This is a genomic window from Lactiplantibacillus xiangfangensis (genome assembly GCF_001438845.1).
Taxonomy (GTDB): domain Bacteria; phylum Bacillota; class Bacilli; order Lactobacillales; family Lactobacillaceae; genus Lactiplantibacillus; species Lactiplantibacillus xiangfangensis.
In genome coordinates, this window is record NZ_JQCL01000074.1 from 91705 (window position 1) to 118421 (window position 26717).

Genomic DNA, 26717 nt, shown 5'->3' on the forward strand with positions numbered 1-26717 from the left:
CTATTAACACTACTCTACATCATTATAACCTAGAACTACTCTTTTACAACATTTTAATGTAATTATTCATCGTTAGCATCAATGTCGTTAAGCATTAACAGGTTTTCGGAATAATTGATGAATTGACGTAACTTGGCAGCCGTCCGTAAATTGATCCGGCCACTCTCTAACAAGTGTTGAACGCCCGCACGTTCAGCACCCAAACTTTTAATGCGCAAGGTTTGCAGCTGGCGCTCATAATCTGCCCGTGACAAACTATGATCCGCTTTCGCACTTTCGATTCGATTACGATAATGAACGATCAGGTGATACAAGGCCTGCCGATCAAATTGTTGTTCATCGACGGTCGTCTGCTTTAAATATTGAGACAGCGCTTTGATGGCCGCCTTGGACGCGACCCGCTGAATCTCTAACTGTTCAGCACGTAATTTGTCACTATCCGCTGGCGATAACCAGAGGCGTAAATCTTGCATCCAGCGGTATACCAGCACACGTAGTGACCGCAACGTTGGGAGACCCGCACGATGCGTCGCCCGCTCTAACCGTTGTTCACGGTGATCGATTCGCCGTAAGTAAGCCTGTGCCGCCAACTTCGACGTTTCTTTATTAGCTAGCATTTCTTCGACGGCCTGACGTTCACCAGTCAAAGCGACTAATCGTAATTGCATCTCATCAGTCAGCATAGGGGCTAACTGATCAGCGGTTTGCGATGCCACCTCTAAGCGGCGAATCTGAAACTGTTGGTCAAGGATCAAATCATAAGCCGCGCGTTGATTTTCAGGTCGGCGGTGTTCTTCAATGTTTTGAACTGCCAACTGTAAAACGTAGATTCGGGCTTGCTTATAACCAATTTGGTCCGGCTGATCACCCGCGTCCTCATCCGGCTCATCAGGGCCGTTTGCCAACACCGCATCGTCGTCATCTAAACTAGACCCCCGCGTCATGAATGGTAATGAGCGGGAAGCCATTAACGGTAAGATTCCGGCGGCAGCCACCAGACTCACGATGATCACGCCGGCCGCAATGAACAGCACTAAGGCCCGTTCAGGAAACGCCCCGCCACTCGCAATCACCGTTGGAATCGTAAAGACCCCGGCCATCGTGATGGCGCCCCGAACCCCGGATAACCCAGACAAAGTGGCGATCCGAAGACTCGGCTTCGATTTGTTATGATCTCGTAACCAGTTAAACAACATGTAAACGTAGGTCCACGCGACCCGGATCAAAAGTAAAATCGCCCACACGATCAACACGTCAAAAATGGCGTGGAACGTGTTGGTGTGTGACCCTTTGATCGTTGCTTGAGTCGCGACGGGCAGTTCAATTCCTAAGATTAAGAAGACGATTCCGTTCAATAAGTAAACGATAACGTTCCACACTTTTTCGGTAACTAACCGTAATTCCGGTGTGTCTTCGTCGGCATGCGAGTTTTGGATGTGCGACAAAACGCCCGCCGCAACGACGGCGACCACGCCGGAAGCGTGAAACCATTCTTCAGCGACAAAGTAAATGGCGAACGGCGTTAAAATCTGTAAAACGACGTTAAAGACCGTATCGTTGATTCCTTCACGCCGTAAAATATCGCGTACGACCTGAATCAACGTAATTAACGCTAATCCCACGGCTAGTCCCACTAAACTAATGTAGAAAAAGTCGCCCACGGCTTGACTCAAAACAAAACTGCCAGTGACGGCCGCTGCTAATGCGTACTTAAAGCCAATCAGCCCGCTGGCATCGTTGATCAAACTTTCACCACTAACTAAATGCAAGATTTCTTTCGGGAGCTTGACCCCTTCTGAAATCGACTGGACCGCCACTGGATCGGTTGGCGACAAGATGGCGGCCAACGCAATACTAACAGCTAGCGGAATCGACGGAATTAAAACGTGAATTAAAAATCCGCCTAAAATCGTTGTAATAAAGACGAGTACGATTGCATTGGCAAAAATCGCCCCGCGTAGTTCCCATAATTCTTGTTTTGGAAATTGGCGGCCGTCGTTATACAGCATCGGTGCAATGAAGACCAGCATGAACCAATCCGTTTGCAGGTTAACCTGTATATTTAGCAATAAAGCCACTCCTAGACCCAGCCCGACTTGAATTAAACTGACCGGGATTGCGACTAGATAGTGGCTCAACACGTTCGACAGCAGCACTAAACATGCCAATAAAATCACTAATTCTATAATCGGCACGTGGTTGCCCCCCTTGTTCAATTGACAAAAACTTACTTCGTGACGTCTTCTCCAATAATCCGAACTTCGGTTTGAAGATGGACACCAAACTTCTCAAAAACAACCTTTTGAACGTAATGGATCATATCCATATAGTCCGTAGCAGTTGCGTGGTCCACGTTAATAATAAAGCCCGCGTGCTTCTTTGACACTTCGGCGCCACCGATACGATGCCCCTGTAACCCGGCATCGTGAATCAGTTTACCCGTAAAGTACCCGGTTGGGCGCTTGAAGACACTCCCGCAAGAGGGCCATTCTAAGGGTTGTTTAGCCGCCCGTAGCGTATTTAACTTGTCCATCTGGGCTTGAATCGTATCTTGCTTGCCCGGCGTTAAGGCAAACGTTGCGGTAACGACCGTATCATCGTAATCCTGAACCGTACTGTGACGGTACCCGAAGTCCAAGTCAGCATTGGATAAAGTCTTCAACTGGCCTTCGCGCGTCAAAACAGTTATTTCTTCAACGACTTCGCTAATTTCACCACCGTAAGCACCGGCATTCATAAAGATCGCGCCACCGACACTTCCCGGAATTCCAGCGGCGAATTCGAGCCCTGAAAGGCTAGCGTGACACGCGACCTTGGTCGTTTCAATCATCGCCGCACCAGCTTCGGCTACCACGTGATTCTCACTCGCATGAATCTGGTTCATCTTAGTAAGAATCATGGTCAAGCCACGGATACCGCCATCTTTAACGATCAAATTACTGGCGTTTCCAATCACCGTTAGTGGCATGCTTTCGGCATTGGCATATTCGATCAGCGCCTTTGCTTCACTGATGGACTTTGGAAACGCAACGTAATCAGCGGGACCGCCAGTTTTAGTGTTCGTATAGTGACTAAGGGCTTCATTCTTTTTAATTTCAATGGCTGGAAAAGTGGCCAAGACATCTTTGGTCATGGTGGAAGTTCCTTTCATGTTTCATTTAATAATTATTTAAATTTAAGACTGCGCTGGCGGTCATCAGATACACCACCAATTGCGCCAGTCAATATCTAATTTTAGCACTTTTTAACGGCTTAATAAATGACGACACACCGCGTGACTAGTAATGGCAGACGTTGGGTCAACCGGGTTAACGCCGTGGGTAGTAACCGCAGTCAGAAACGCCCGAATCAGGGGTGCAAAGCCGCGTTTTTCCAACGTTGGCTCCCAGTCAGGAAAAGCCGTTGTTTGCGTTTGTGCCGTCTGATACTGCGTCAAAGTACTTAAATCATTAACCGTAGCCCGGCCGTGAATTGTCTGAACCGTCGCCTGTTCAAGGTTAACGCCACCATACATATTCGTGACGACTTGGAGCTGTTCGCGACTCGTCTGCGCAGTGAGATACCCCTGTCCTAAGGCACCCGTCTCCGTCTGCAAAATGCGACCATCCGTAGCCGCCAACGGTTCATCCAACAAGAATAGGCCAGTATCAACCGCGTGGATCATCAAATCAAACACCGCAGTCTCTGGATCTTGGCCGCCCGTGGTGCGAACTTTTTCAACCGTGATCATCTGTTTATCAGGTAACGCCTTGAGTTGTTGATTAAGCGGTGCAAAACGGCGGTTAAACCCGCAGGTCAGCATCAGGTGGCGACTCGCAGCAAGATCGTACAACGCTTGAACATCCTGCAAATCAGTCGCAACCGGTTTATCGACGTACACGTTGATCCCGTTTTCTAAGAGTTGCCGAATAATGGGCGCGTGGGTCGTCGTTGGCGTATGCACGAAGACGGCCGCCGGGTGAACCGCAATCAGTTCATCCAAGTTAGCGTGCGTATTTTGAAACCCGTACTTAGCCGCTAACTTCTCCCGCTTCTCCGGGTTACGGGTCGTTAAGTGAAATTCATATTGATCTTGCATACCAGCGAATACTGGTAAATACGCTTTCTGTGCGATGTTTCCTAAACCAATAACCCCAATTTTTAGCATGTCTGTTCCTCCATTTTCATCCCGCAAATGCGGTACAATAAATATATTACGGACTTCATAACGTCCACAATTTCTTTACGAAAGGTCTGAATCGCTCTTGAAACTTATTTCTTGGAATGTTAACGGTCTCCGAGCCGCCGTTAAGCACGGCTTCGTCGACGCTTTTAACCAGTTAGACGCCGATTTTTTCTGCGTTCAGGAAACCAAATTACAGGCGGGCCAAATTGACCTCGACCTCCCCGGTTACCACCAATATTGGAACTACGCTGAACGCAAAGGCTACTCAGGTACCGCAATTTTCACCAAACGTGAACCACTAAATGTCACGTACGGTATCGGCGTTCCCGAACACGATACGGAAGGCCGGGTCATCACACTGGAATACCCCGACTACTACGTTTTAACGTGCTACACCCCTAATTCCGGTGGTGAGCTTAAACGCCTCGAATACCGGCAAAGCTGGGAAGACGCCTTTTTAACCTACATCAATAGTTTAAGCGCGAAGAAGCCCTTGATTTTCTGCGGGGACCTCAACGTCGCTCACGAAAACATTGATTTAAAGAACTGGCGGAGTAATCATCACAGCGCTGGTTTCACCGATGAAGAACGCGGTAAGTTCGATCGTCTGTTGGCGAACGGCTACACCGATACTTTCCGGCACTTTTACCCGGACCAAACTGAAATTTATTCTTGGTGGAGCTACCGGTTCCACGCACGTGATAATAATTCGGGGTGGCGGATCGATTACTTCATCACGTCAAACCAACTTGAGGACCGGTTACTAAACGCGCGCATCTTAAACGACGTCTATGGTTCCGACCACTGTCCCGTTGAATTAGATATTCGCCTATAATCGAATCGCAAACTTGAAATTCAACCAATCCCTTAGTAGGATTAACTTAATTCTTTAGAAACGGTGGTGGCACCTTTGAACTTTGTCGCAATGGATTTTGAAACTGCGAATGCCAAGCGGGACAGTGCTTGTTCCCTAGCGCTTACGATTGTCCGCAATAGTCAGGTCACGGATGAATTTTACACCCTGATCAAGCCTGAAAGTGACTTTTTCTGGCGGAACGTCCAAATCCACGGAATTCACGAAACTGACGTTGCTTCGGCCCCCAAGTTTCCAGAAGTATGGGACCACATCGCGCCGTTTTTCCAACGGGACCGGTTGGTGATCGCTCACAACGCGCCGTTCGATACTGGCGTACTTCGCCAAACACTGGCGCACTACGGTATTGGCGCGCCGGAGTACCTGTCCATGGATACGGTCAAAACGAGTAAACGTTTCTACCCTGAACTCCCAAACCACAAATTAGACACGATGTGTGATGCGCTCAATATCGAGCTTCAACACCACCACAACGCCTTGGACGACAGCTTAGCCTGCGCTAACATCTTGTTAACTGAAGCTCAGCAGTTCGGTACTGAACAGCTTAAACCGTTCGTACGCGTCCAAGGCTAAACGATTAAAGCGTATGAAATTACTATCAATACTAGAATAACTATAGTCATTATTTCCAAATTAGCCGCTGCGCCGGACAGCCTTGGTTTGCTAAGGGAGACGGTTCTGTCCGCCGAAGCGACTAACTTAAAAACGTGTGTCAAACTGCGATTATTTGCGATTTGACACACGTTTTTTTATAAAATCAGTTATACCTAAAAGACGATCTAGACCGGCAATACCATGTCGATGGCGGGGACTTTTTCACCCGTTGGATCGAGCACGTCGTACGGTTTCGGCGTGCTCTTCTCGAATCCTAGGTGTTCGTACAAAGAGATAGCGCGGCCATTGCGGAGTTGCACCGTCAAAACAAGTCGCTTTAAAGTACTGAAATCCTGCGCCCAATTAATCAACTCTTCGACTAACGCGGCACCAAGCCCCATCCCCCAAAATTCTTTAAGTACGGCGACCCCAATCTCGCCCTCAGTAACAACCAAACCTTCCGTCGCTTGGACCGTCCCAACACCAATTAAGCGCTGATCTAAGACCGCAACGAAAATCATGTTGGTCGTAGTCCGGGTAATTTGCTCAATTTGTTGCCGTTCTTCCTGCTCACTAATGGCACCTAAGCCCTCATCCGCCGTAAAGGTGTTTGATTCATGGGACAGGTGCTTCAATAATTGTAACAACTTAGCAGCGTCACTTGGCACTGCTGGTCGGACATCCACAACTTCCTCTGCCATGGTTGCTCACCCTTTCAACTGGCTCACAAGCTGATCATAGCGCGCCCCGTGCGGCGTTAACGTAATCGTGCGACCATCATCAGTGGCACCGTTGCGTTCCAGCGCAATTCGCAAATACGTTGTCGGCAAAAGATCAGCAATAAATTCAGACCATTCCACAACGCTCACACCGTCACCATCAAAATATTCATCCAGTCCTAAATCTTCCGCGCCGCCGTCTTCTAAACGATAGACATCCATATGATACAGTGGCAAACGTCCCTGATGATACTCGCGAATCAGGGTGAAGGTTGGACTTTTAACGTTATTGGGAATTCCCAAACTCTTAGCTAACCCCTTTGTAAAGGTTGTTTTGCCCGCGCCCAGGTCACCATCCAATAAAATTAGATCACCTGGCTGCACTAACTGACCAATCTGTTCACCCAGTTGCATCGTTTCTTCCGGGGACGTTACCGTCATCGAATTCATAAAATGTCCATCTCCTCATTTAACATACTGTTTTCATTATAAAAAAAACGGGCGAAACTTCAAAGTACAAGTCCTGAAGTTCCCCCGTTTTAAAATTACTCTTACTTAATTTGGCTATGCTAATCCTTGCGCCGCCGTAATAATGGCAACTTTGTAGACGTCTTCTTCACTGGCACCCCGCGATAAATCGGAGACCGGTTTGTTCAAGCCTTGCAAAATTGGGCCGACCGCTTCAAAACCACCGAAACGTTGGGCAATCTTGTAGCCAATGTTCCCGGACTGTAGTTCTGGGAATACAAAGACGTTGGCGTGACCGGCAACTTTTGAACCGGGCGCTTTTTGTAAGCCAACCTTTTCAACAAAGGCAGCGTCAAATTGAAGTTCACCATCGATAGCTAAATCTGGTTCAGCCGCTTGGGCCTTCGCAGTTGCTTCTTGAACCTTGGTGACCATGTCACCCTTAGCCGAACCCTTGGTTGAAAAGCTCAACATTGCAACCTTTGGGTCAATGTCGAAGATTTCAGCGGTGTGAGCACTTTGCGTCGCAATTTCGGCTAACGTATCTGCATCTGGGTCAATGTTAATGGCACAGTCCGCAAAGACGTAGCGTTCGTCACCTTTTTGCATGATGAACGCACCAGAAATCCGGTGTGAACCGGGCTTAGTCTTAATAATTTGTAAGGCTGGGCGCACCGTGTCACCGGTTGGATGAACGGCACCAGACACCATCCCGTCAGCTTTGCCCATATAAACGAGCATCGTTCCAAAATAATTTTCATCTTCAAGCATCTTGGCCGCTTGTTCAGGGGTATTCTTACCCTTGCGCCGCTCTACCAATGAATCCAACATCGCCTGCTTGTCAGCGGCTGGATATGTAGCTGGGTCTAACACTTGAACACCGCTAAGGTCGGCTTTCAAATCCTTAGCAACCGCCTGGACTTTGTCCGTAGCGCCTAAAACAATTGGTTTAACTAATCCATCCGCAGCAAGCCGTGCCGCAGCACCGACGATCCGGGGTTCCGTACCTTCGGGGAAAACAATGGTTTGATCTTTACCAGTAATTTTTTGTGCCAATGATGTAAATAGATCCATGAAATGACCCTCCAATAAAAAATTAATTTTTTATACTGACGTGTTCTGGAAGTTGCCAATTAATGGGCTGTTCGCCAAATGATTCTAACGCAATGTTAGTCTTAGAAAATGGTTTGGAACCAAAGAAGCCCCGGTAAGCGGACAGCGGGCTTGGATGTGGTGCTTGTAACACCACGTTCGTTTCCGTATTGATCAGCTTAATTTTGGAACGAGCTGCTTTACCCCAGAGAATGAAGACTACCGGTGTTGGCCGTTCAGATAATTGATGAATTGCATAATCCGTCAATTGTTCCCAGCCTTTATTGGCATGTGAAAAGGCAATGCCATTTTGAACCGTAAGGACCGAGTTCAATAGTAAAACGCCCTGTTTAGCCCAACTCTCTAGATAACCATGATTGACTGGCGTACAGCCAACGTCATCCTGTAATTCTTTATATATATTGACCAGCGATGGGGGTACCGCAACCCCGGGCAAAACGGAAAAGCTCAATCCGTGTGCCTGATTGGGACCGTGATACGGGTCCTGGCCTAAGATAACGACCTTTGTGTCGGCAAACGGCGTCCATTCAAAGGCTTGAAAAATATTATACATATCCGGATGAATATTTTTCGTCCGATATTCTTCTTTTAAAAATTCGTGCAGCTGCTGGTAATAAGGCTCCTCAAATTGGGGCTCCAAAATGTCCCACCAGTCCGTATGAATAAACGCTTTCATCCTTAACACCTCTACATTATTGTAGCATACTAAAAACCGGTAATGATAATAATTCTGAATTCACTCCTAAACATGTTAAAATGTAACTATTAAGACAACTAAGGATGTGACAACATGATTTCGATTATCGCTTCTGACATGGACGGCACGTTATTAAACAACGAAATGACCGTTTCGGATTTTAATGCCGATGCTATCCGTCAAGCGCAGCAGCAAGGCGTCCACTTCATCGTTTCCACTGGCCGTCGCTACTCTGAAGCTCAACCACTCATGGCCGCTCAAGGAATTACCGCTCCTTTAATTACGTTAAATGGCGCAGAAGTTTACGATGCTTCTGGTAAAATGCTCGACATGGTTCCCATTACTAAGACCGTTTCACGGGCTATTTTTCACACGTTAATTTCACGGGGCTACTATTTTGAAGTGGTTGGTAATGATGGTATTTACTCGAATAATAAAGCCAAGCGAATCGAACAAATTGCCCACCTACTGACCAATTTAAATCCGGATACGTCGTTTAAGATTGCCGTGACCTTAGCGTCGGCCCGCCTTGAATTGATGGATATTAACTACGTCGATAATTACGACGAATTACTGAACGACCCGACCAAGCACGTCATGAAAATCATTACGTTTAGTCAGGAAGGGCCCGCTAAGCTCAAGCCATTAAGCGATGAATTATTAGCTAAGCACTCATCCTTAAAGATCACTTCGTCTTCGCGGTCTAATATTGAAATCAACAATATCAACGCCCAAAAAGGGATTGCCGTTGAACGCTATGCCAACATGCTCAACACCCCAATGACCGACGTAATGGCCATTGGCGACAATAACAATGACGTTTCGATGCTCAAAGTTGCTGGGATCAGCTACGCAATGGGTAACGGAACCAATGAAGTGAAACAGTTAGCCAGTCGGGTGACCGATACCAACGTCAATGACGGGGTTGGTAAGGCTATTTTGGAAGTGCTCGCGCAACAATAGTTCACCGGGAAACGAGGGTTGAAAATGCGTAAATTATATTTCAGCCGCAATAGCTTTGCCAAGGGCGCACGGGTCGTTCGTGATGAACATAACCAGTCTCACTACTTACTCGTAGGTCGCTGGGGACGGCGTCAGGACGCGCTTAGTCTCTACGCTATCCGTGGCGAACTACTTGCTGAAATCCGACAGACCACACTCGGACTATTACCAAAGTTTGAGTTGTATTATAATCGTCAAAACGTCGGCTCCATCAGTAAAACACTGGGCTTTTGGCATGAAATGATCTACGTGCGGAAGCTCCGCTGGATTATTATGGGAAGTCTCAATTCAGAAACGTACCGCGTTTATCACGGGACCGAATTGGTCATGACAATGCGCCCAGTTGTCACCAGTAATGGCGAAGCGTTTGAGTTAACCATTACTGAACATTCCACGGAACCACTGTGTATTTGTATCGCAGCGATTCTCGACCACTGGCAAAAACCAACGAATCGTTCCCGTTCATCAGCGTTATCAAGTGACGGACTCCAAATCAACTTTGGGGAAAGCAACTATACGCTTCATCACAAATTACCGCAAAACTAAAAAACGTCGGCCAATGTTGGTCGACGTTTTTTTGATATGCTTTTTACACATTAATTACTTTTTCTAAGAAGTCTTGTAACCGTGGACTCTTCGGGTGATCGAATAAATCATCTGGTTTGCCACTCTCTTGAATCAAACCATCTGCCATGAAAACGACGCGGTCCGCAACTTCCTTTGCGAATCCCATTTCATGGGTAACCACGATCATAGTCATCCCTTTTGCAGCTAACTTTTTCATAACGTCCAACACATCGCCGACCATTTCAGGGTCCAAAGCGGAGGTTGGTTCGTCAAATAGCATGATGCTTGGATGCATTGCTAAGGCCCGGGCAATCGCAACCCGTTGCTTTTGCCCACCAGATAAGGATTTAGGCATCGCGTCCGCTTTGTCTGACAGCCCAACCGTGGCTAATAAGTCACGTGCTGTTTTTTCAGCTTCCACTTTCGATTCCTTGTTTAACTGGACCGGCGCCAACGTAATGTTTTGTAAGACCGATAAATGCGGGAACAAGTTAAAATGTTGGAACACCATCCCAATATTTTCACGAACTAAATTGATATTCGTGCCTTTGTCTGACAAGTCATAACCACTAATGACGACTTGACCCTGGGTTGGAATTTCCAAATCGTTTAAACAACGTAGGAAGGTACTTTTCCCTGAACCAGACGGGCCAATCATACAAACCACTTCGTTATCTTGGACTTCTAAGTTAAGCCCTTTTAAAACTTCGTTGTCGCCGTAGCTTTTGTGTAAATCTTTGACGATCACTTTAGCCATACTTAGTTGATCCTCCTTTGAACCCAGTTTGAAAGCCAAGTTAATAACGTGATAATTACAAGGTAGATAATCGCAATCATGAGCCAAATCTTAAACCCTTCGAAGTTCCGTGCAATGATCAACGTCCCCGTTTGGGTTAATTCAACGATCCCGATAACGGAAAGGATTGAAGTATCCTTCAACGTAATAATGAATTGGTTGATAAATGACGGAATCATGATCCGAATCCCTTGCGGCATAATAACTTTACGCATGGCAGTCCAATACGGTAGCCCTAACGAACGGGCCGCTTCCATCTGACCATCATCAACGGCTTGAAAGCCCCCCTTAACGAAGGCGCCGGTATAAGCCCCTTCGTTAAGCATCAAGGTTATCATCCCGGCAATGAACGCTGGAATCTTAAACCCGTGCCCAATTAAGTCTGGGAACCCGATGTAGATGAAGAACGCCAACACCATTAGTGGCATCCCCCGGAAAATATAGATAATCGTACTTGAAATGGCAGGACCAACTTTACCCGGCATAACACCCAGAACACCGAGGGCCAAGCCCATAACAGTTGCTAAAATAATAGAAATAACCGTTAATTCCAAGGTCATCCATAACCCACTACCAATGGTTCCTAAGTTTTGGGTAAACAGTCCAATAAAGGTCCGACTGCTGGCCGTTTCACCGGTCAATGATGATTCACTAGAATGTAAATATTTATCGACAATTTTCTTATATTGCCCATCCGCTTTGATGGCTTTTAAACCGGCGTTGAACTTCTTCAACAACTTAGCGTTCTTACCCTTTTTAACGGCAAAACCGTAATCACCGGCTTCGTATTGCTTAGAAACGATCTTCAGCGCAATGCCGTTTTTGATGCCGTAAGACATAACGGGGTAATCTTCAAAACAAGCGGCTGAGTTACCAACCTTAACATCGTTATACATATTATTAGAATCATTGAAATACTTAATCTTAAACCCGTACTTGTTTTGGATGGACTTTGCGTAAGTCGCCCCAGCCGTCCCGGTCTTTAGTGCGACAGTCTTACCTTTTAACTGGCTAAACTGCTTGATCTTACTATCCTTAGCTACGGCCATAACGACCCCGGAAGTGTAGTAGGCATTTGAAAAGTCAAACGTCTTCTTCCGTTCAGGCGTGATATTCATCCCAGCAATCACACCGTCAACCTGGTTGGCACTTAGCTGCTGAACGGCGGCCCCGAAGCTAATTGCTTTTAACTTATAATTGATATTTTCTTTTTTCGAGATCGCATTCAAAATATCAATATCGATCCCTTTATACTTACCGCCTTTGGCCTGAAATTCAAACGGCGCAAAGGTAGTATCTGTCGCAATCGTGTACGTTTTCGCCTGCGCCTGAGTGCCAACTGTAAACCAGCTACCCAGTGCCGCTAACAACATGACAATTGCAACTTGCCATTTTTTCATCAATTGTGAGACCTCCTAATTCATTCTACCGGATTGGTATGTCATAAAATATAACATAAATCATTCGTTACCACCAACTCAAACTATAATAATATTATAATTTAATTTTAATGTTTGCGGTATCATTCTGACTTTTCTTAATTTTATTAAGTAAATTGCATTACTTAGAAAAGATTACGAAGAATTCGACCTGATATTGCATCTTTTTAATTTTCCAAGTAAAACCCGCATTATTTCGCCAACTTGAATTATGAAGATGCTCATATAAGGCCTTAAGTATCCCCAAACGAACAATTACTTCACTTTATTTTCTTAAGTTAGCGCTGAATAATCAACCTAAAATGGCATAGTCTGCTGAAGTAATGTAACCCAACCTAAAAAAGCCACCCACAAAGTGAGTGACTTTTTAAAAATATTAGTAGTGTTTCATGACGCGATCAATTTGTCGTTGTTGTTCACGCTTCTTAATATCTTGACGCTTATCGTATTCCCGTTTCCCATGCGCAACCCCAATCAGGACTTTAGCAAAGCCGTGCTTGAGATACATTTTCAACGGAATTACGGTAATTCCCTTTGTCTGAGTTGCTTCCCCAATTTTACTGATTTCCTTTTTATGGAGCAGTAATTTGCGGTTACGCAAAGGGTCAACATTGAAGCGGTTCCCCTCAGCAAACGGACTAATATGCACATTCATCATCCAAGCTTCGCCATTGCGAATCTGGACAAAGCCGTCCTTCAAATTAACCCGACGATCACGGACTGACTTGATTTCGGTCCCCGTCAAAGCAATCCCTGCTTCATAGGTATCCTCAACAGCGTAGTCGTGCCGGGCCTTCCGGTTTTGAGCGAGGGCGGTATCCGGGTGCTTACCGTGTTGTTTGGCCATCAGCCTCACATCCCCTTACTTTTTTAGCTTAACGCCGGTTATCGTTGTTTGACCGACGGTGGCTGTTATTACTATTGTTATTATTGCTGCGATGGTTATTGCGGTTGTTACTATTCCCATTGCGGTGATTACCATTACTATGGTTCCCACCGTTGCGATTGCCGCCGTTACCATTGCCATTACGATTATTATTGTTGCGGTTATAGCTGCCGTTACCACCGCGACGGTTGTTTCCACGATAATTATCATGGTGTTCCCGCTTTGGTAATAAGTCCGTCTTAGGCGCTTCTTCTGGATTCAATAGCTTAAAGTCAATTTCACGCTGATCTTTGTCGACCCGCATCAATTGAACCTTAACTGGTTGTCCAATCCGGAACGTCCGCTTCGTCTTGCGACCGACTAAGGCGAGTTGTTGTTCAACGTACTCGTAGTAATCATCGTCCATCACACTAATGTGGACTAGCCCTTCAACGGTGTTTTCCAACTCAACGAACAACCCAAACTTCATAACGGAGTCGATGACAGCATCGAAACGTTCGCCCACGTGGTCAGCCATGTATTCGGCCTTCTTCATGGAGTCAACGTCCCGTTCCGTCGCAATCCCCCGACGTTCGTGATCTGAAGTCGTTTCAGCAATCGTTGGTAAGTTATCTTGATACTTCGCACGCGCTTCGTCGCCAGTGCCGTTTTCAGCGTAATGCCGAATCAAACGGTGCACCATCATATCCGGATAACGCCGAATTGGTGACGTAAAGTGGGTGTAGTATGGTGCGGCTAACCCAAAGTGACCTAAGGATTGGTCCGCATAACGCGCCTGCTTCATGCTCCGCAACATCATTACGGAAACCATGGCTTCTTCCGGTTTACCCGCAACCTTCTTCAAAACGTCTTGCAACATCTTTGGCTTAACGTCTTTAGATGAACCCGTGACGTTAACCCCAAAGGTCGTTACAAATTCGAAGAAGCTGTGCATCCGGTCACTATCAGGCGTTTCGTGCACCCGGTAGATAAACGGTACCTTGAGTAAGCTGTAGTGCTTAGCAACCGTTTCATTGGCTGCTAACATGAAACTTTCAATCATCCGTTCGGCTAAGCCCCGTACACGCAATTGAATGTCAATTGGGTGACCGGTTTCGTCCACGATGATCTTCGCTTCATTGTCATCAAAATCGATTGCACCACGGTGCCGACGATGCTTGTATAAAACTCGGTGCAAGTCGCCCATAACGTCGAACATGTCGACGAGGTCCGCGTACTTTTCACGGGTCTTAGGATCGTGAGCTTCCAAAATCTGGTTAACCGCATCATAAGTCATCCGGGCGTGTGACTTGATCACACTCTGGAAAATTTTATGGTTGATGATTTCGCCATCTGGCGTGATTTCCATTTCACAACTCATTGCCAAACGTTCAACGTCCGGGTTCAATGAACAGATTCCGTTCGATAAACGCCGTGGCAACATTGGGACAACGCGGTCAGTCAAATAAACTGACGTCCCGCGCTTGTAAGCTTCGCGATCGAGTTCAGAGTTTTCAGTAACGTAATGACTAACGTCAGCAATGTGAACGCCTAAATGGTAGTTCCCATTATCTAACTTCCAAGCCACCACGGCGTCATCCAAGTCTTTGGATTCGGCGCCATCAATCGTCACTAACGGCTGGTCGGTGATATCCACGCGACCCTTTTTATCTTCTTCAGTCACGTAGTCTGGGATCCGGTTGGCTTCATCAGTGACCTCTTCTGGGAAAACTGATGGTACGTCGTGTTGGTAGACCACTTGTAAGACGTCCATCCCAGGATCATCAACACTCCCAATGACCTGTTTAGCAATTCCGACGATACGCGTTGGGTGCTGAGCATCAGGATAGGCAGACACTTCAGCAATAATTACTTCACCTTCAGTTGGGTGAAGGCCTTGTTCAGTGACTAGTAATTGATATTTGGAAAGCTTCTTTTCCTTAATTTCAACGGTCCCAATAAATCCAGGCGTATCCGTCGACGGCTTAAACGCCCCAACGATTTGTGAATAATTCCGCTTCACAATGCTGGTGATTTTGCCTTCAGGCCCACGATCAGAACCCGGCTTGGCTGGCCGAATAATCTCAACCGCAACGTCGTCACCCGTGAAGGCGAACATGGTGTTGTCAGGATTGATGTAGATGTCGGGCAGATCTGGATCGTAACGCACGAAACCAAAGCCCTTGTCATTACCGTGGAAGGAACCTTCAACGGTCTTGGTCTCTTGAACGATCTTAAAGTGATCGTGATCATCGGTGCTGACCAACTTTTTACGTTCCATATTCGCAAGTTCCTTTACTAAAAATGTAAAGGCGGTTGCACCTGTAAAATGCAACTCATCCGTTAATTGTTCGACGCTATAACTGCGGTCGGGATGAGCTTGCAAAAAAGTCAGGATTTGTTCTTGTAAGTTTGCTTCTGACATTATTTACCTCATTTATTAAATATAGTTTTTAAATACGTTAAGACATCTTGTTCGAGCTGATGGTGCGCAGAATTGACCGTAATCACGTGCCCACTATCGGCGTACCAGTGAAAGTCCACTGGCAATCCTTGAGCAGTCAACTGAGCCCGAAGCTGCCGCGCAACTTCCGCATCGATCAACTCATCTCGCCCACCTTGACCAATAAAAAATGGCCGTTGGAGCTGGTGTAAATGCGCCGTCACTTTCGTTGCTGTAAACAGCTCTATCGCCTGCAACTGCTGGGTAACCTGCGCCGGAATGACTGCTAAAATCGCACGTTGTTCATCAGGCGTAAACGAGCCCTTAACCAACCGTGCACGACTCATTTTAACAAACATTGCGGCAACGTTACTTTTATCTCCTGGTAATAAAGGTGAGCTAAACGTGCCGCCACCTAATAACAAGGGATCACGTTCCAACGCTGCGGTAGCAAAAATGCCACCTAACGATAGCCCAAAGATACTAATTTTAGTATAGCCTTTTTGACGAATAAATGATATTGCTTGTTGCGTATCACGCCACCATTGTTCTGGTGAGCCTTGCGTCAAAATATCACGGGGGTCGTCCGTCGCGTGACCAGTAAACTGTGGCGCATAAACGGTATAATTGGCCCGTTCCAAGGCCCGCCCTAGCATCCGGACATCATTCGCACTACCCGAATAGGCGTGCAACAAAATGACCACTTGGTCGCCGTGTTCAAAGAAAAAAGGGGTTGGCTGTTTAAACACATTTACACCTACCTTAAAAAAAAGCCTCCTGAAATCACAGGAGGACGGTCAATTACTTCGATGAGTACCATACTAAAGCTAGCGCCAATACAAAGAATAGAATTCCGAGTACGACGGTCACTTTTTGCATAAAGGCTTCAAAACCACGTGGCTTTTGCTTTGCAAATAAATCATCTGCACCACCAGTTAATGAAGACATGGCATCATTTGTTTTGGATGGTTGCATCATTACCGCAATGATAATCACAACGGAAACGATCAATATTAACGTCATCAGTAAGTTATACAATAAAAGTGCCTCCTAAAAGAGTCCGCTATGTCTATAACAATTTAACATATTTAGCTTCATTTTTCCAGTCTTAGCCAGAAATCCTTCGTTTTCAAACCACTCAGGGTGTTACCTCGCTTAAATGCTTAATTTGATGGTTGACCCAAGCCCGATTGTTACGATCCGTCAAAATAATCAACGTATCGCCAGCCCGCATCAACGTATCACCATGGGGAATCACTTGCCGTTCTCCACGTCGAACAGCGATTAATAACGATTCTTCCGGCCATTTAAAATCACGCACTTGGTGGCCTTCCAATTTAGAACCTTCAAACACTGGGACTTCTAAGCGGTCCTGAATCCCACAATGTTCTGGCAACCGGGGCCGAATCAGTTTTTCTAGGAGAGCTTCATAAATCGGAGCGCCACCTAGTAGGTCCACCACGAGAAAGGCGGTCATGGAAACGACTGCTAACGGCATCAAGTGGTGCAACGTTCCAACCATTTCCGTAATTAGTAGAATGGCCGTGAACGGGGCTTTCCCAATCCCGGCAAAGTAGCCCGCCATCGCAAAGATGATAAAGTTTGGCACGAAACTCGCCGGCATCCACCCTAGGCCAACCATGGCCTGCGCATAAATCGCACCCAAGATTGCACCGAGCGACAAGATTGGTAAAAAGATACCACCGGGTAATCCGGACCCGTATGAGATCGTTGAAAAAACGAATCGCAATACGAAGATGCCAATTAACCCAAGCAGTGCGGGGGTCACCGAGGCAATGTTCAAAATCACCGCGTTACCGCCGCCTAGTAATTGGGGCCATAATAATCCAATCGGAATTACTAGTAAAAATGGCACCAAGCCGTCTAACCAACTAGGAATCCGGAGTTTGGCATACCATGACGGCATCGTTAACGTGACGTTTTGATAAAGGTAACCAAAGACTCCCAGAAAAACTCCCAAGCCAATCAAATTACCATATTGACTGAGTGGTAAATTCTGCCCATAGGGAATGTGTAAAACTGGCACTAGCCCAAAGAAGTTTAAAGAAACAAAGTTACTAGCAATCGCACTGGCTAGCGCGGTCGTCCAAATAATCGGCGAAAAGTTATGATAAACTTCTTCCAGCACGAATAACGTACTAGCAATCGGTGCGTTGAAGGCAGCGGACAAGCCAGCCGCTGCACCGCCGGCAATTAGTGAACGCCGATCAGCACCGGTTTGCTTTAACTTTCCAGCAACGCCTTGACCAATAGTAGCACCCAGCTGAATTGACGGGCCTTCCCGTCCTAGAAACAGGCCAGAACCAATTCCTAAAATACCACCGACAAACTTACGCCATAACACTGGCCACCAGGCGTAGTCCAATTCACCAGCTAACTGTCCCTCAACTTGCGGAATCCCAGACCCTTTAATATCTGGGGACTGCTTAACCAGTAAACCAACAAAGACGGCCACAACAACACTGACGACTAACCAGGGAATGATCAACCCAGGCGTCTGATGAATTTGGCCGTAGACCCACTGGACAAACTTTAGACCGTATTCGATGCAAAAGCGAAAGATACTAACGACTATTCCAGATAGCAGCCCCACTAGCAGTCCCCGCCCAATTGCACCTAAGCGGGTAAAATCGAGATGGCGCTTACCACTTTTCGGCTGTTTTTGCACGTTGCATTCCCTCCTTAATCGTGATGAGTGACTAACGTCGTAACGGCTGCTTGCACGGTTGCCAACGTCACTGGCTTACTTCCCATTAATTGCTGGATATAAGCTGGCCCATCTGCACGCCAGAGCAATCCAAGCATTAGATCCAGTGCTAAATCAGCCGAACTGAGCGTTGCCTTTAAGCCGGTTAAGAAATCTGAATCACCTTGAAAAGCGTCAAAAATCAGTGGTACGAGTTCCGTTTGCCGGGGTGCTTGACGCGCATCGACGAAATGTTGAAAGCCTACTTGACCACTCGTAACAACTAAGTTAGTGCCCGTTAACTGACCGTGAACAAAATCGGTCGTTGCGACCGGGTGTTGGTCTAGCAAGGCTTCCCGTTCAGCCTTAAAATCTGATCCCAAAATTGTCCAGTCAGCTGCATCAGCTTCTTTACGGGCATCAATATGATTAAAACTTCCGGTTTCTCCATTGATCTGATTCAATGCCGTCCCAATTTGACGCCCCAGCGTCGATTTAGCTAATGGTTCGGCCGTGGTCGCAAAATCAGCCAAGCAGACCCCCGCTAACGGTTGATAAATGACATAGTAAAACTGATAGGCATCAAAAATAAAGCCCGCGTGGCGCATTTCAGGAGCCGTTACTTTGAGCCGCTTCATTCGCGTTAAGCTAAACCGTTCCGTTTGGTACCGTTCACGAGCGGTAGGCATCACGTGACTAGGCGGAAAAATAACAATCTGCGTTAAACCAACTGAAAAGACAGCCGCCGTCTCGTCCGCCACCGTTTCTGGTGATTTATACATTTCATTTTCACTAGAATAAATTTGTTTGATTAATGGTGCAAAGATTGTTGCGTTGTTGCGGACCGCTTCCCAATCTGCCCATTGGTTGATCTGCGTTTCAAAATAATCCATTTCAAGGCCCCTTTAAAAACTCGTACTTTTATTTTACCACGTGCACCCGGTTCGTAACGGCTTTTAATGGTTCAACCAATATTTCTGTCCGTATACTTGACAAGCTAAAACGCTATGTAAAACAAAAACGCCGCTCAATGAGCGACGTTTTCGTAAGAACTCAGAAACTAATTACTTGTTAGTAATTGCATCACGAGCAGCTTCACTTAAGTTGTAGAAGCCGTGGATACCTTTGTATTCTGAAGTGCTTTCAAGTTGGTCTTCAATCCGCATTAATTGGTTGTATTTAGCAATCCGTTCAGTACGGCTCATTGAACCAGTCTTGATTTGGCCAGCGTTCATTGCGACAACTAAGTCAGCAATGGTTGTGTCTTCAGTTTCACCAGAACGGTGAGAAACAACTGCAGAGTAGCCAGCTTGTTTAGCCATTTCGATAGCTTCAACAGTTTCAGTTAAAGTACCGATTTGGTTAACTTTGATTAAGATAGAGTTGGCAACGCCCATCTTGATCCCCTTGTTAAGGTAGTCAGTGTTCGTAACGAATAAGTCGTCACCAACGATTTGAACTTTCTTACCAAGCTTTTCAGTGGCCATCTGCCAGTCTTCCCAGTTGTTTTCATCCAAAGGATCTTCGATGGAAACGATTGGGTACTTGTCAACGATGCTGTCAAGTAAGTCAACGAATTCTTCGGCAGTAAATGATTTCCCATTTTCGCCTTCACCCTTTAAGTCGTACTTGCCAGTTTCGGTGTTGTAGAATTCAGAAGCAGCACAGTCGAAGGCGATTGCGATATCTTTACCAGGCTTGTAGCCGGCACGTTCGATAGCTTCAACCAAGATTTCGAATGGTTCTTCGTTGTTCTTCAAGTCAGGTGCAAAACCACCTTCATCACCAACGGCCGTTGAGTATCCGCGTTCGTTCAAGATAGCTTTCAAGTTGTGGAAAGTTTCTGAACCCATACGAACGGCTTCTTTAACTGAAGAAGCACCAACAGGCATGATCATGAATTCTTGGAAGTCAACGTCGTTGTTAGCGTGTGCCCCACCATTGATAACGTTCATCATTGGAGTAGGTAAGACGTGGGCGTTGAAACCGCCAAGGTAGTTATATAATGGCATTTCAAGTTCGTCAGCAGCAGCACGTGCAGCGGCAATTGAAACACCTAAGATAGCGTTAGCACCTAACTTAGCTTTGTTAGGAGTACCATCTAATTTGATCATTGCTTGGTCAATGGCACGTTGATCAGTTACATCGTAACCAACGATTTCCTTAGCAATAATTTTGTTAACGTTGTCAACGGCTTTAGTAACACCTTTGCCCATGTAACGGCTCTTGTCGCCATCACGTAATTCAACGGCTTCGTGTTCACCAGTTGAGGCACCTGAAGGAACGATACCACGGCCAAATGCGCCGGTTTCAGTATAGAGTTCAACTTCAACAGTTGGGTTACCACGTGAGTCTAAGACTTCGCGAGCATAAATATCTGTAATAATAGACATTAATTTCTCTCCTTAAATTTTGCTAATTTTGGTTCACATTTATTGTAGAAGTTTGCAATCCAACTTGCAATAACTAATTAGTTATTTTGGTAGTTTACAAGTTCTAAGAATGATTTTGGTTCCATTGAAGCACCACCGACTAAGCCACCATCGATATCAGCTTTGCTCATTAAGTCAACAACGTTAGCAGGCTTTACACTACCACCGTATTGAATACGAACTTTGTCAGCAACTTCTTGTGAGTACAGACCGGCAACAGTCTTACGTACTACGGCACAAATTTCTTCAGCTTGGTCGCTAGAAGCAGTCTTACCAGTACCGATAGCCCAGATTGGTTCATAAGCAATAACTAATGAACTAACTTGGTCAGCAGATAAGCCCTTCAAAGCAGCCTTGATTTGGCCTGAAACCCATGATTCTGCTTCGCCGGCTTCACGTTGTTCTAACGTTTCACCACAGCAGATGATTGGTAACATGTTGTTCTTGAAGATTGCGTGAGCTTTCTTGTTGATGTCTTCGTCAGTTTCGTGGAAATAGCCACGACGTTCTGAGTGACCAATCACAACGTAGTCAATACCCAAGTCAGCTAATGCAGCTGGTGAAGTTTCACCAGTAAAGGCACCAGCATCTTCAAAGTAAGCATTTTCAGCAGCAATCTTTAAGTTAGAACCCTTAGCAGCTTCGACCATTTCTTGTAAGAAAAGGGCTGGAGCAGCAACAACTGATTCAACTTTTGATGGATCTGGTAATTGATCCTTAACTGCGTTAACGAAAGCTAAAGCTTCGCTAGCAGTTTTGTTCATTTTCCAGTTACCGGCAATAATAGGTGTACGCACGATAAACCTTCCTTTCGGAGAACAGAATTATTTGTTAGAAATAGAAGCAATACCAGGTAATTCCTTACCTTCAAGGTATTCAAGTGAAGCACCGCCACCAGTAGAGATGTGGGTTAACTTGTCGCCAACGCCAAGTTGCTTAACAGCGGCAGTAGAGTCACCACCACCAACGATAGTCGTTGCGTCAGTTAAAGTTCCTAAGAATTCACCGACTTCAAGCGTACCCTTGGCGTAGTTGCTCATTTCGAACACACCCATAGGTCCGTTCCATACAACCGTCTTAGCATCCTTCAAGACATCCTTGAATTCTTGAATAGACTTAGGACCGATGTCTAAGGCCATGTAACCATCAGGAATGGCACCATCAACAACCTTGTGCGCAACATCGTTGTCAAACTTTTCAGCAACAACGGAGTCACTAGGTAAGACCAACTTGTCGCCGGCCTTTTCGATGATTGACTTAGCTAAATCAATCTTGTCTTTTTCAACAAGTGAGTTACCAATACCCATGCCTTTAGCAGCATAGAAAGTATAAGTCATCCCACCACCGATGATGATCTTGTCAGCTTTGCTGATTAAATGATCGATAACACCGATTTTGTCGGAAACTTTAGCCCCACCTAAGATGGCAACGAATGGGTGTTTAGGATTGTCAACGGCGTCGCCTAAGAACTTGATTTCCTTTTCCATTAAGAAACCAGCAGCAACTTTGTCCATGTTTGAAGCAATCCCAACGTTAGAAGCATGCTTACGGTGAGCAGTACCAAAGGCATCGTTGACGTAAACGTCACCAAGTGAAGCCCAGTACTTGCCTAATTCAGGATCGTTACCTGATTCGCGCTTAACTTGTTCGCCGTTAACAACGTCTTCGAAACGAGTGTTTTCAACAACTAAGACGTCACCGTCGTTCATGTTGTTGATAGCCGTTTCAAGTTGTTCACCTTCAGTAACAGGTACGAAGGTAACAGGCTTGTTCAATAAGTTTGAGAGACGTTCAGCAACTGGACGTAAGCTCAAGCCCTTCTTATCGTCTTCACTCTTAATCCGACCTAAATGTGAGAACAAGATGGCTTTACCATCATGTTCGATGACATATTTGATTGTTGGTAAAGCAGCAACGATCCGGTTGTCATCACCGATCTTGCCGTCTTTAATAGGAACATTAAAGTCGACACGAATTAAAACTTTTTTATCTTTAACATCTAAATCTGAAACGATTAATTTAGCCAATGTTAAATCCTCCTAAAATTCGTGAATACTAATAAAAAAACGGCAAGAGGAGTTTGCCTCCCCCCGCCGTCAAAAACCGTATGCGGTTTTAAAGTCCTGACTATCTAATCAAATATTAGAGAGTAGCGAACTTCAATAAAGTACGTACCATTTGGCAAGTGAAGCCGTATTCGTTATCGTACCAAGCAACAGTCTTAACCAATTGGTTTTCACCATCGGAAGTAACTTCAGTTTGGGTAGGATCGAAGATTGAACCGAAAGTAGTACCGATAACATCAGATGAAACGATTTCGTCATCGTTGTAACCGAATGATTCGTTACCTTCAGTATGCTTCTTGATAGCAGCGTTAACTTCGTCAGCAGTAACTTTCTTGTCTAAGATAGCAACTAATTCAGTTAATGAACCGTCAACAACACCAACACGTTGTGCATGGCCTTGTAACTTACCTTGTAATTCTGGGATAACTAAGCCAAGAGCTTTAGCAGCACCAGTTGAATGAGGAATAGTGTTTACACCGGCAGCGCGGGCAGCACGGAAGTTACCACCACGAACAGGGCCGTCAAGCAACATTTGAGTTGAAGTGTAAGCATGGATCGTAGTCATAGTACCAACCTTGATACCGAATTCTTTGTTTTCAAAGAATGCTAATGGTGCAAGGCAGTTAGTAGTACATGAACCAGCGGAAACGATACGGTCATCTGAGTTTAAGATGTCATCGTTAACGTTGTAAACGATAGTCTTCAAGTCTGAACCAGCTGGTGCAGAGATCAATACACGCTTAGCACCGGCGTCCAAGTGAGCTTGTGACTTAGCCTTTGAAGTGTAGAAACCAGTACATTCGAGGACGAAGTCAACGCCATCATTCTTAACCCAAGGAATATTTTGTGCTTTAGGTTCAGCATAAACACGGTATTTCTTACCGTTAACGATGATTGAATCATCGGTTGCTGAAACGTCAGCGTCCAAAGTACCATGAGTTGAATCATACTTCAAAAGATGAGCCAACAATGCAGGTGAAGTTAAATCGTTAATAGCAACAACTTCGATATCACTTGACTTTGCACCAAGTTCTAAAATACGACGGAATGCTAAACGACCGATACGTCCGAAACCATTAATACCAATTTTTACAGACATACTAGAATTTCCTCCTTGTGGAAATAAAAATATTTTTATTTTAAAAAGCAACTTCAATATAGAAGATTACTTCTTTAAAATCAAGTTTGCTGCACCTTCATCCGTGATTAAACACGTCTGCTTAGGTGCGATGTTCTTCATATACGCCTCAATCGCGGTTGCCTTAGAAGCACCTCCCGCAATTGCGAGTATAATCTCCCGATCGGCCAGTTCTCCGATTTGCAAGCCAATCCGCGGAATCCGGTAGACCACGTTACCCTCTTGATCAAAGAAGTAACCAAAGGCTTCACCGATCGCATGGCGACCATGTAACACCTTTATCTGATCTTCCGACATATTCCGCCGGTGAGCCATCGCAGTGGCATCGCCAATGCTATGGACCACAACGTTTGCTTGCCGAATAATCGCCAACACCTCTTGGATACTAGGTTCCTTAAGGAGCGGTTCATAAGTTCGTTCACTGACCTGTTCTGGTACAAACAGTGACCGGAATTTTCCTCCAGTGTGTTGTGCCATCTGTGACGCAATCGTGTTAGCTTGAATCGCAACCGACTCACCAACACCGCCACGTGCGGGCACGAATAACAAATCACGCTTGTTCGCTAAGCGATTAGTTAAGTGATTTGCAACGTGCTCCATGGTGTGACCACCCATTACGGCAACGATGTTCTTACCTTCTGGCAACAACTGCTGTAATAACTGATTCACTTCTTCGCCCATGGTCCCAATAACTTTCAACTGTCGATCGGAGTCGCCGGAAACGATGATGCACCGTTTAATGTTAAAACGTTGTGCTAACTGTCGTTCCTTTTGGCGAATCCCCATCAGCTCATCCATAAACTGACTCAGTCCGAGTAAAACGTCTTGTCCCTGCTGCGTCACCTGCATCCCCGACTTGCTTGTCATAATCAAATCAAGTTTGCGTAAGGTATCCGTTTCAGTTCGCAACGTCCGCTCGCTGACGTCTAAAGTTTGTGCTAACAACCGACGTCCAACTGGGGCCATCCAATTAATGGTACGCAATACCAAGTAACGACGACTCAGCATGTCCACCATATCTGGGGCAATTGCCTCAATCCATTGAATATCTGAATGCATGGCATCCAACCTGCTCTCTAGTGGGACGGATCTAGTCCAGCTATGTCGAATAACGACCCAAAGACTTCAAAAAACAAAGCACACAACTCAAATTTACTACGAAATCGATGTTGCATACCTCTCTTACCACAACAAGAATTATAACAGGTTCGGTTAGCCGTTGCAAATTAAACAGCGTCACTCGTTAGAACCGATTGGTCTAAATACAGGTAATTGCTATTATTCGGTCTTTAAGTACTGTTTTCGTTTAGATGATGACGGAATGTTAAGATTTTCCCGATATTTGGCGACTGTCCGCCGGGAAAGTTCGACATTTTCCGCCTTAAGAATCTGAACTATTTTCTGGTCTGAAAGCGGTTTTTCTTTATTTTCCTGTTCAACCAGCGCAATAATTCGGTGCTGAACGTTATCTGCTGACACTAGTTGGCCGTCAGTGGGACGCTTGGTGACCGCCTTGGTAAAGAAACGTTTAAGTTCAAACATTCCAAAGTCCGTTTGAATGTACTTTCCATTAATACTTCTACTAATTGTCGATTCATGGACTTGTAATTGCTGTGCAACGTCCCGCAATAGTAGTGGTTTTAATTCCGTACTCCGTTCCAAAAAGAAATCAGCCTGGCGTTCAACGATCGCACTCCCTACCCGAAAGATAGTCGACTCACGTTGTTCAAGGCTACTTGCAATCCATTCATATTCAGATTTCTTTTCTTTAAGGTACTCCGTGACTTGCTGATCACCGTGGCGACTCATTTGTTGATAATAGTTGCTCTGGAACTTAACAATCGGCTGCGCCATGGATGCTGTTCGAAGTGCCAATTGACCATCACGATTAGTAACAACTAGGTCTGGAAAAATATAACCGGTCGTTTCTTGACCAACCGCCGTCCCCGGCACTGGACTAAGAGTCCGCACGTAGTCATAAACACTCGAGATATCAGCTAGCCCGACACCGTAACGTTTAGCAATCTGTTCCCAGTGTCGATTAACAAAAGCTTCAAAGTTTTCTTCTAATATAATGTACGCTAAATTTGGCGCGTGGTCGTCATTCTCCGTTTGCAGCATCAGGGCTTCTTGCAAACTGCGTGCCCCAACACCCGGTGGATCAAGTTGCTGCAATAACGTTACTGCGTCGAGTAGTTCGATCGACGATGCCCCAGTCTCTTGCTTTGCTTGCGCTTCATCAATTCGTAAGTACCCGTTCACATCAACGTATTCTATTAAGTATAAGACGATCTTTCGCAAGGGCGTATCACGCATCGTCAAATGAATCTGATCTAATAAGTATTCAAATAATGAGTGTTGATTAGTTGTTGAGACCCGCTCAATAAAATCATTTTTAGCCGTGACGTTTTTTGCTGCATCCAACCCAGCGTGGTTTGCATTCCAGTTAGTGTCGACGTCAATTAGTGGGTTTTCGAGGGCTTTTTGGGTGAGAAAGTCTCGTAATTCCTCAACGTTGAACTGCAACATCTGAATCGACTGCTGCAACCGCTGAGTCATGGCTAGTTTTTGTGATTGCCGTTGTTGCTGGTGAAAGCCTTGGCCTAGTGCCATAAATAATTCCTCCCAAATA

General features: G+C 45.6%; 25 protein-coding genes. 4 read left to right on the forward strand and 21 right to left on the reverse strand.

The features are described 5' to 3' along the window. Nucleotides 1-62: 62 nt before the first annotated feature. The 3 genes from IV64_RS08370 to IV64_RS08380 all read right to left on the reverse strand — a co-directional run bounded on the left by IV64_RS08370 (nt 63) and on the right by IV64_RS08380 (nt 4147). The gene (locus tag IV64_RS08370) at nt 63-2195 is read right to left on the reverse strand and encodes a cation:proton antiporter (protein ID WP_057706795.1); all 2133 of its coding nucleotides are present in this window, start codon (nt 2193-2195) and stop codon (nt 63-65) included. A gap of 32 nt (nt 2196-2227) precedes the next feature. Continuing rightward, on the reverse strand, nt 2228-3133 hold the full coding sequence (murB, locus tag IV64_RS08375; RefSeq protein WP_057706796.1) for a UDP-N-acetylmuramate dehydrogenase: 906 nt from the start codon (nt 3131-3133) through the stop codon (nt 2228-2230). Nucleotides 3134-3244: 111 nt separating this feature from the next. Further along, nucleotides 3245-4147, reverse strand: a complete 903-nt coding sequence (locus IV64_RS08380; RefSeq protein WP_057706797.1) for a Gfo/Idh/MocA family protein — start codon at nt 4145-4147, stop codon at nt 3245-3247. 97 nt (nt 4148-4244) lie between these two features. Between IV64_RS08380 and IV64_RS08385 the strand changes: the two genes are divergently transcribed. Then, complete coding sequence (locus tag IV64_RS08385) at nt 4245-5000, forward strand: exodeoxyribonuclease III (RefSeq protein WP_057706798.1); 756 nt, start codon at nt 4245-4247, stop codon at nt 4998-5000. Between the two features lie 75 nt (nt 5001-5075). Further along, complete coding sequence (locus tag IV64_RS08390) at nt 5076-5612, forward strand: 3'-5' exonuclease (RefSeq protein WP_057706799.1); 537 nt, start codon at nt 5076-5078, stop codon at nt 5610-5612. 206 nt (nt 5613-5818) lie between these two features. On the opposite strand, the gene IV64_RS08395 is transcribed toward IV64_RS08390, so the two are convergent. From IV64_RS08395 to IV64_RS08410, 4 genes are all read right to left on the reverse strand, one after another. Next, the gene (locus IV64_RS08395) at nt 5819-6334 is read right to left on the reverse strand and encodes a GNAT family N-acetyltransferase (protein ID WP_057706800.1); all 516 of its coding nucleotides are present in this window, start codon (nt 6332-6334) and stop codon (nt 5819-5821) included. A gap of 6 nt (nt 6335-6340) precedes the next feature. Next, complete coding sequence (gene tsaE / locus IV64_RS08400) at nt 6341-6802, reverse strand: tRNA (adenosine(37)-N6)-threonylcarbamoyltransferase complex ATPase subunit type 1 TsaE (protein WP_057706801.1); 462 nt, start codon at nt 6800-6802, stop codon at nt 6341-6343. 114 nt (nt 6803-6916) lie between these two features. After that, entirely contained in the window at nt 6917-7894 is a 978-nt protein-coding gene (gene pta / locus IV64_RS08405; RefSeq protein WP_057706802.1) for a phosphate acetyltransferase, read from the reverse strand. A gap of 22 nt (nt 7895-7916) precedes the next feature. Continuing rightward, the gene (locus IV64_RS08410; RefSeq protein ID WP_057706803.1) at nt 7917-8609 is read right to left on the reverse strand and encodes a uracil-DNA glycosylase; all 693 of its coding nucleotides are present in this window, start codon (nt 8607-8609) and stop codon (nt 7917-7919) included. 114 nt (nt 8610-8723) lie between these two features. On the opposite strand from IV64_RS08410, the gene IV64_RS08415 reads away from it, so the two are divergent. Together IV64_RS08415 and IV64_RS08420 are read left to right on the forward strand one after the other, a co-directional pair. Beyond that, entirely contained in the window at nt 8724-9593 is an 870-nt protein-coding gene (locus IV64_RS08415) for a Cof-type HAD-IIB family hydrolase (protein WP_057706804.1), read from the forward strand. 24 nt (nt 9594-9617) lie between these two features. After that, nucleotides 9618-10178, forward strand: a complete 561-nt coding sequence (locus tag IV64_RS08420; protein ID WP_057706805.1) for an LURP-one-related/scramblase family protein — start codon at nt 9618-9620, stop codon at nt 10176-10178. Nucleotides 10179-10221: 43 nt separating this feature from the next. Here IV64_RS08420 and IV64_RS08425 read toward each other — a convergent pair whose 3' ends face one another. The 14 genes from IV64_RS08425 to rpoN form a co-directional block, all read right to left on the reverse strand. After that, nucleotides 10222-10956, reverse strand: a complete 735-nt coding sequence (locus IV64_RS08425) for an amino acid ABC transporter ATP-binding protein (protein ID WP_057706806.1) — start codon at nt 10954-10956, stop codon at nt 10222-10224. A 2-nt stretch (nt 10957-10958) separates the two neighbouring features. Beyond that, complete coding sequence (locus tag IV64_RS08430; RefSeq protein ID WP_057706807.1) at nt 10959-12395, reverse strand: amino acid ABC transporter substrate-binding protein/permease; 1437 nt, start codon at nt 12393-12395, stop codon at nt 10959-10961. 415 nt (nt 12396-12810) lie between these two features. Further along, entirely contained in the window at nt 12811-13281 is a 471-nt protein-coding gene (gene smpB / locus IV64_RS08435; protein WP_057706808.1) for an SsrA-binding protein SmpB, read from the reverse strand. A gap of 28 nt (nt 13282-13309) precedes the next feature. Then, nucleotides 13310-15724 (reverse strand): ribonuclease R, encoded by a 2415-nt coding sequence (rnr, locus tag IV64_RS08440; RefSeq protein WP_057706809.1) that lies wholly within the window; start codon nt 15722-15724, stop codon nt 13310-13312. 8 nt (nt 15725-15732) lie between these two features. After that, entirely contained in the window at nt 15733-16491 is a 759-nt protein-coding gene (locus IV64_RS08445) for an alpha/beta hydrolase (protein ID WP_057706810.1), read from the reverse strand. A gap of 52 nt (nt 16492-16543) precedes the next feature. Next, on the reverse strand, nt 16544-16780 hold the full coding sequence (gene secG / locus IV64_RS08450) for a preprotein translocase subunit SecG (protein ID WP_057706811.1): 237 nt from the start codon (nt 16778-16780) through the stop codon (nt 16544-16546). A 100-nt stretch (nt 16781-16880) separates the two neighbouring features. Further along, the gene (locus tag IV64_RS08455) at nt 16881-18431 is read right to left on the reverse strand and encodes a ClC family H(+)/Cl(-) exchange transporter (RefSeq protein WP_057706812.1); all 1551 of its coding nucleotides are present in this window, start codon (nt 18429-18431) and stop codon (nt 16881-16883) included. 14 nt (nt 18432-18445) lie between these two features. Next, a complete protein-coding gene (locus IV64_RS08460; RefSeq protein WP_057706813.1) occupies nt 18446-19342 on the reverse strand; it encodes a hypothetical protein in 897 nt (298 codons plus the stop codon). A 171-nt stretch (nt 19343-19513) separates the two neighbouring features. After that, nucleotides 19514-20842, reverse strand: a complete 1329-nt coding sequence (eno, locus tag IV64_RS08465) for a phosphopyruvate hydratase (protein WP_057706814.1) — start codon at nt 20840-20842, stop codon at nt 19514-19516. A 77-nt stretch (nt 20843-20919) separates the two neighbouring features. Then, nucleotides 20920-21678 carry a triose-phosphate isomerase gene (tpiA, locus tag IV64_RS08470; RefSeq protein ID WP_057706815.1) on the reverse strand — a complete coding sequence of 253 codons (759 nt, stop codon included), beginning with the start codon at nt 21676-21678 and terminating at the stop codon, nt 20920-20922. A 27-nt stretch (nt 21679-21705) separates the two neighbouring features. Next, nucleotides 21706-22908, reverse strand: a complete 1203-nt coding sequence (locus IV64_RS08475; RefSeq protein ID WP_057706816.1) for a phosphoglycerate kinase — start codon at nt 22906-22908, stop codon at nt 21706-21708. Nucleotides 22909-23023: 115 nt separating this feature from the next. Then, nucleotides 23024-24046, reverse strand: a complete 1023-nt coding sequence (gene gap / locus IV64_RS08480) for a type I glyceraldehyde-3-phosphate dehydrogenase (RefSeq protein ID WP_057706817.1) — start codon at nt 24044-24046, stop codon at nt 23024-23026. A gap of 66 nt (nt 24047-24112) precedes the next feature. Then, complete coding sequence (locus IV64_RS08485) at nt 24113-25144, reverse strand: sugar-binding transcriptional regulator (protein ID WP_057706818.1); 1032 nt, start codon at nt 25142-25144, stop codon at nt 24113-24115. 219 nt (nt 25145-25363) lie between these two features. Next, complete coding sequence (gene rpoN, locus IV64_RS08490) at nt 25364-26698, reverse strand: RNA polymerase factor sigma-54 (RefSeq protein WP_057706819.1); 1335 nt, start codon at nt 26696-26698, stop codon at nt 25364-25366. Between the last annotated feature and the right edge of the window lie 19 nt (nt 26699-26717).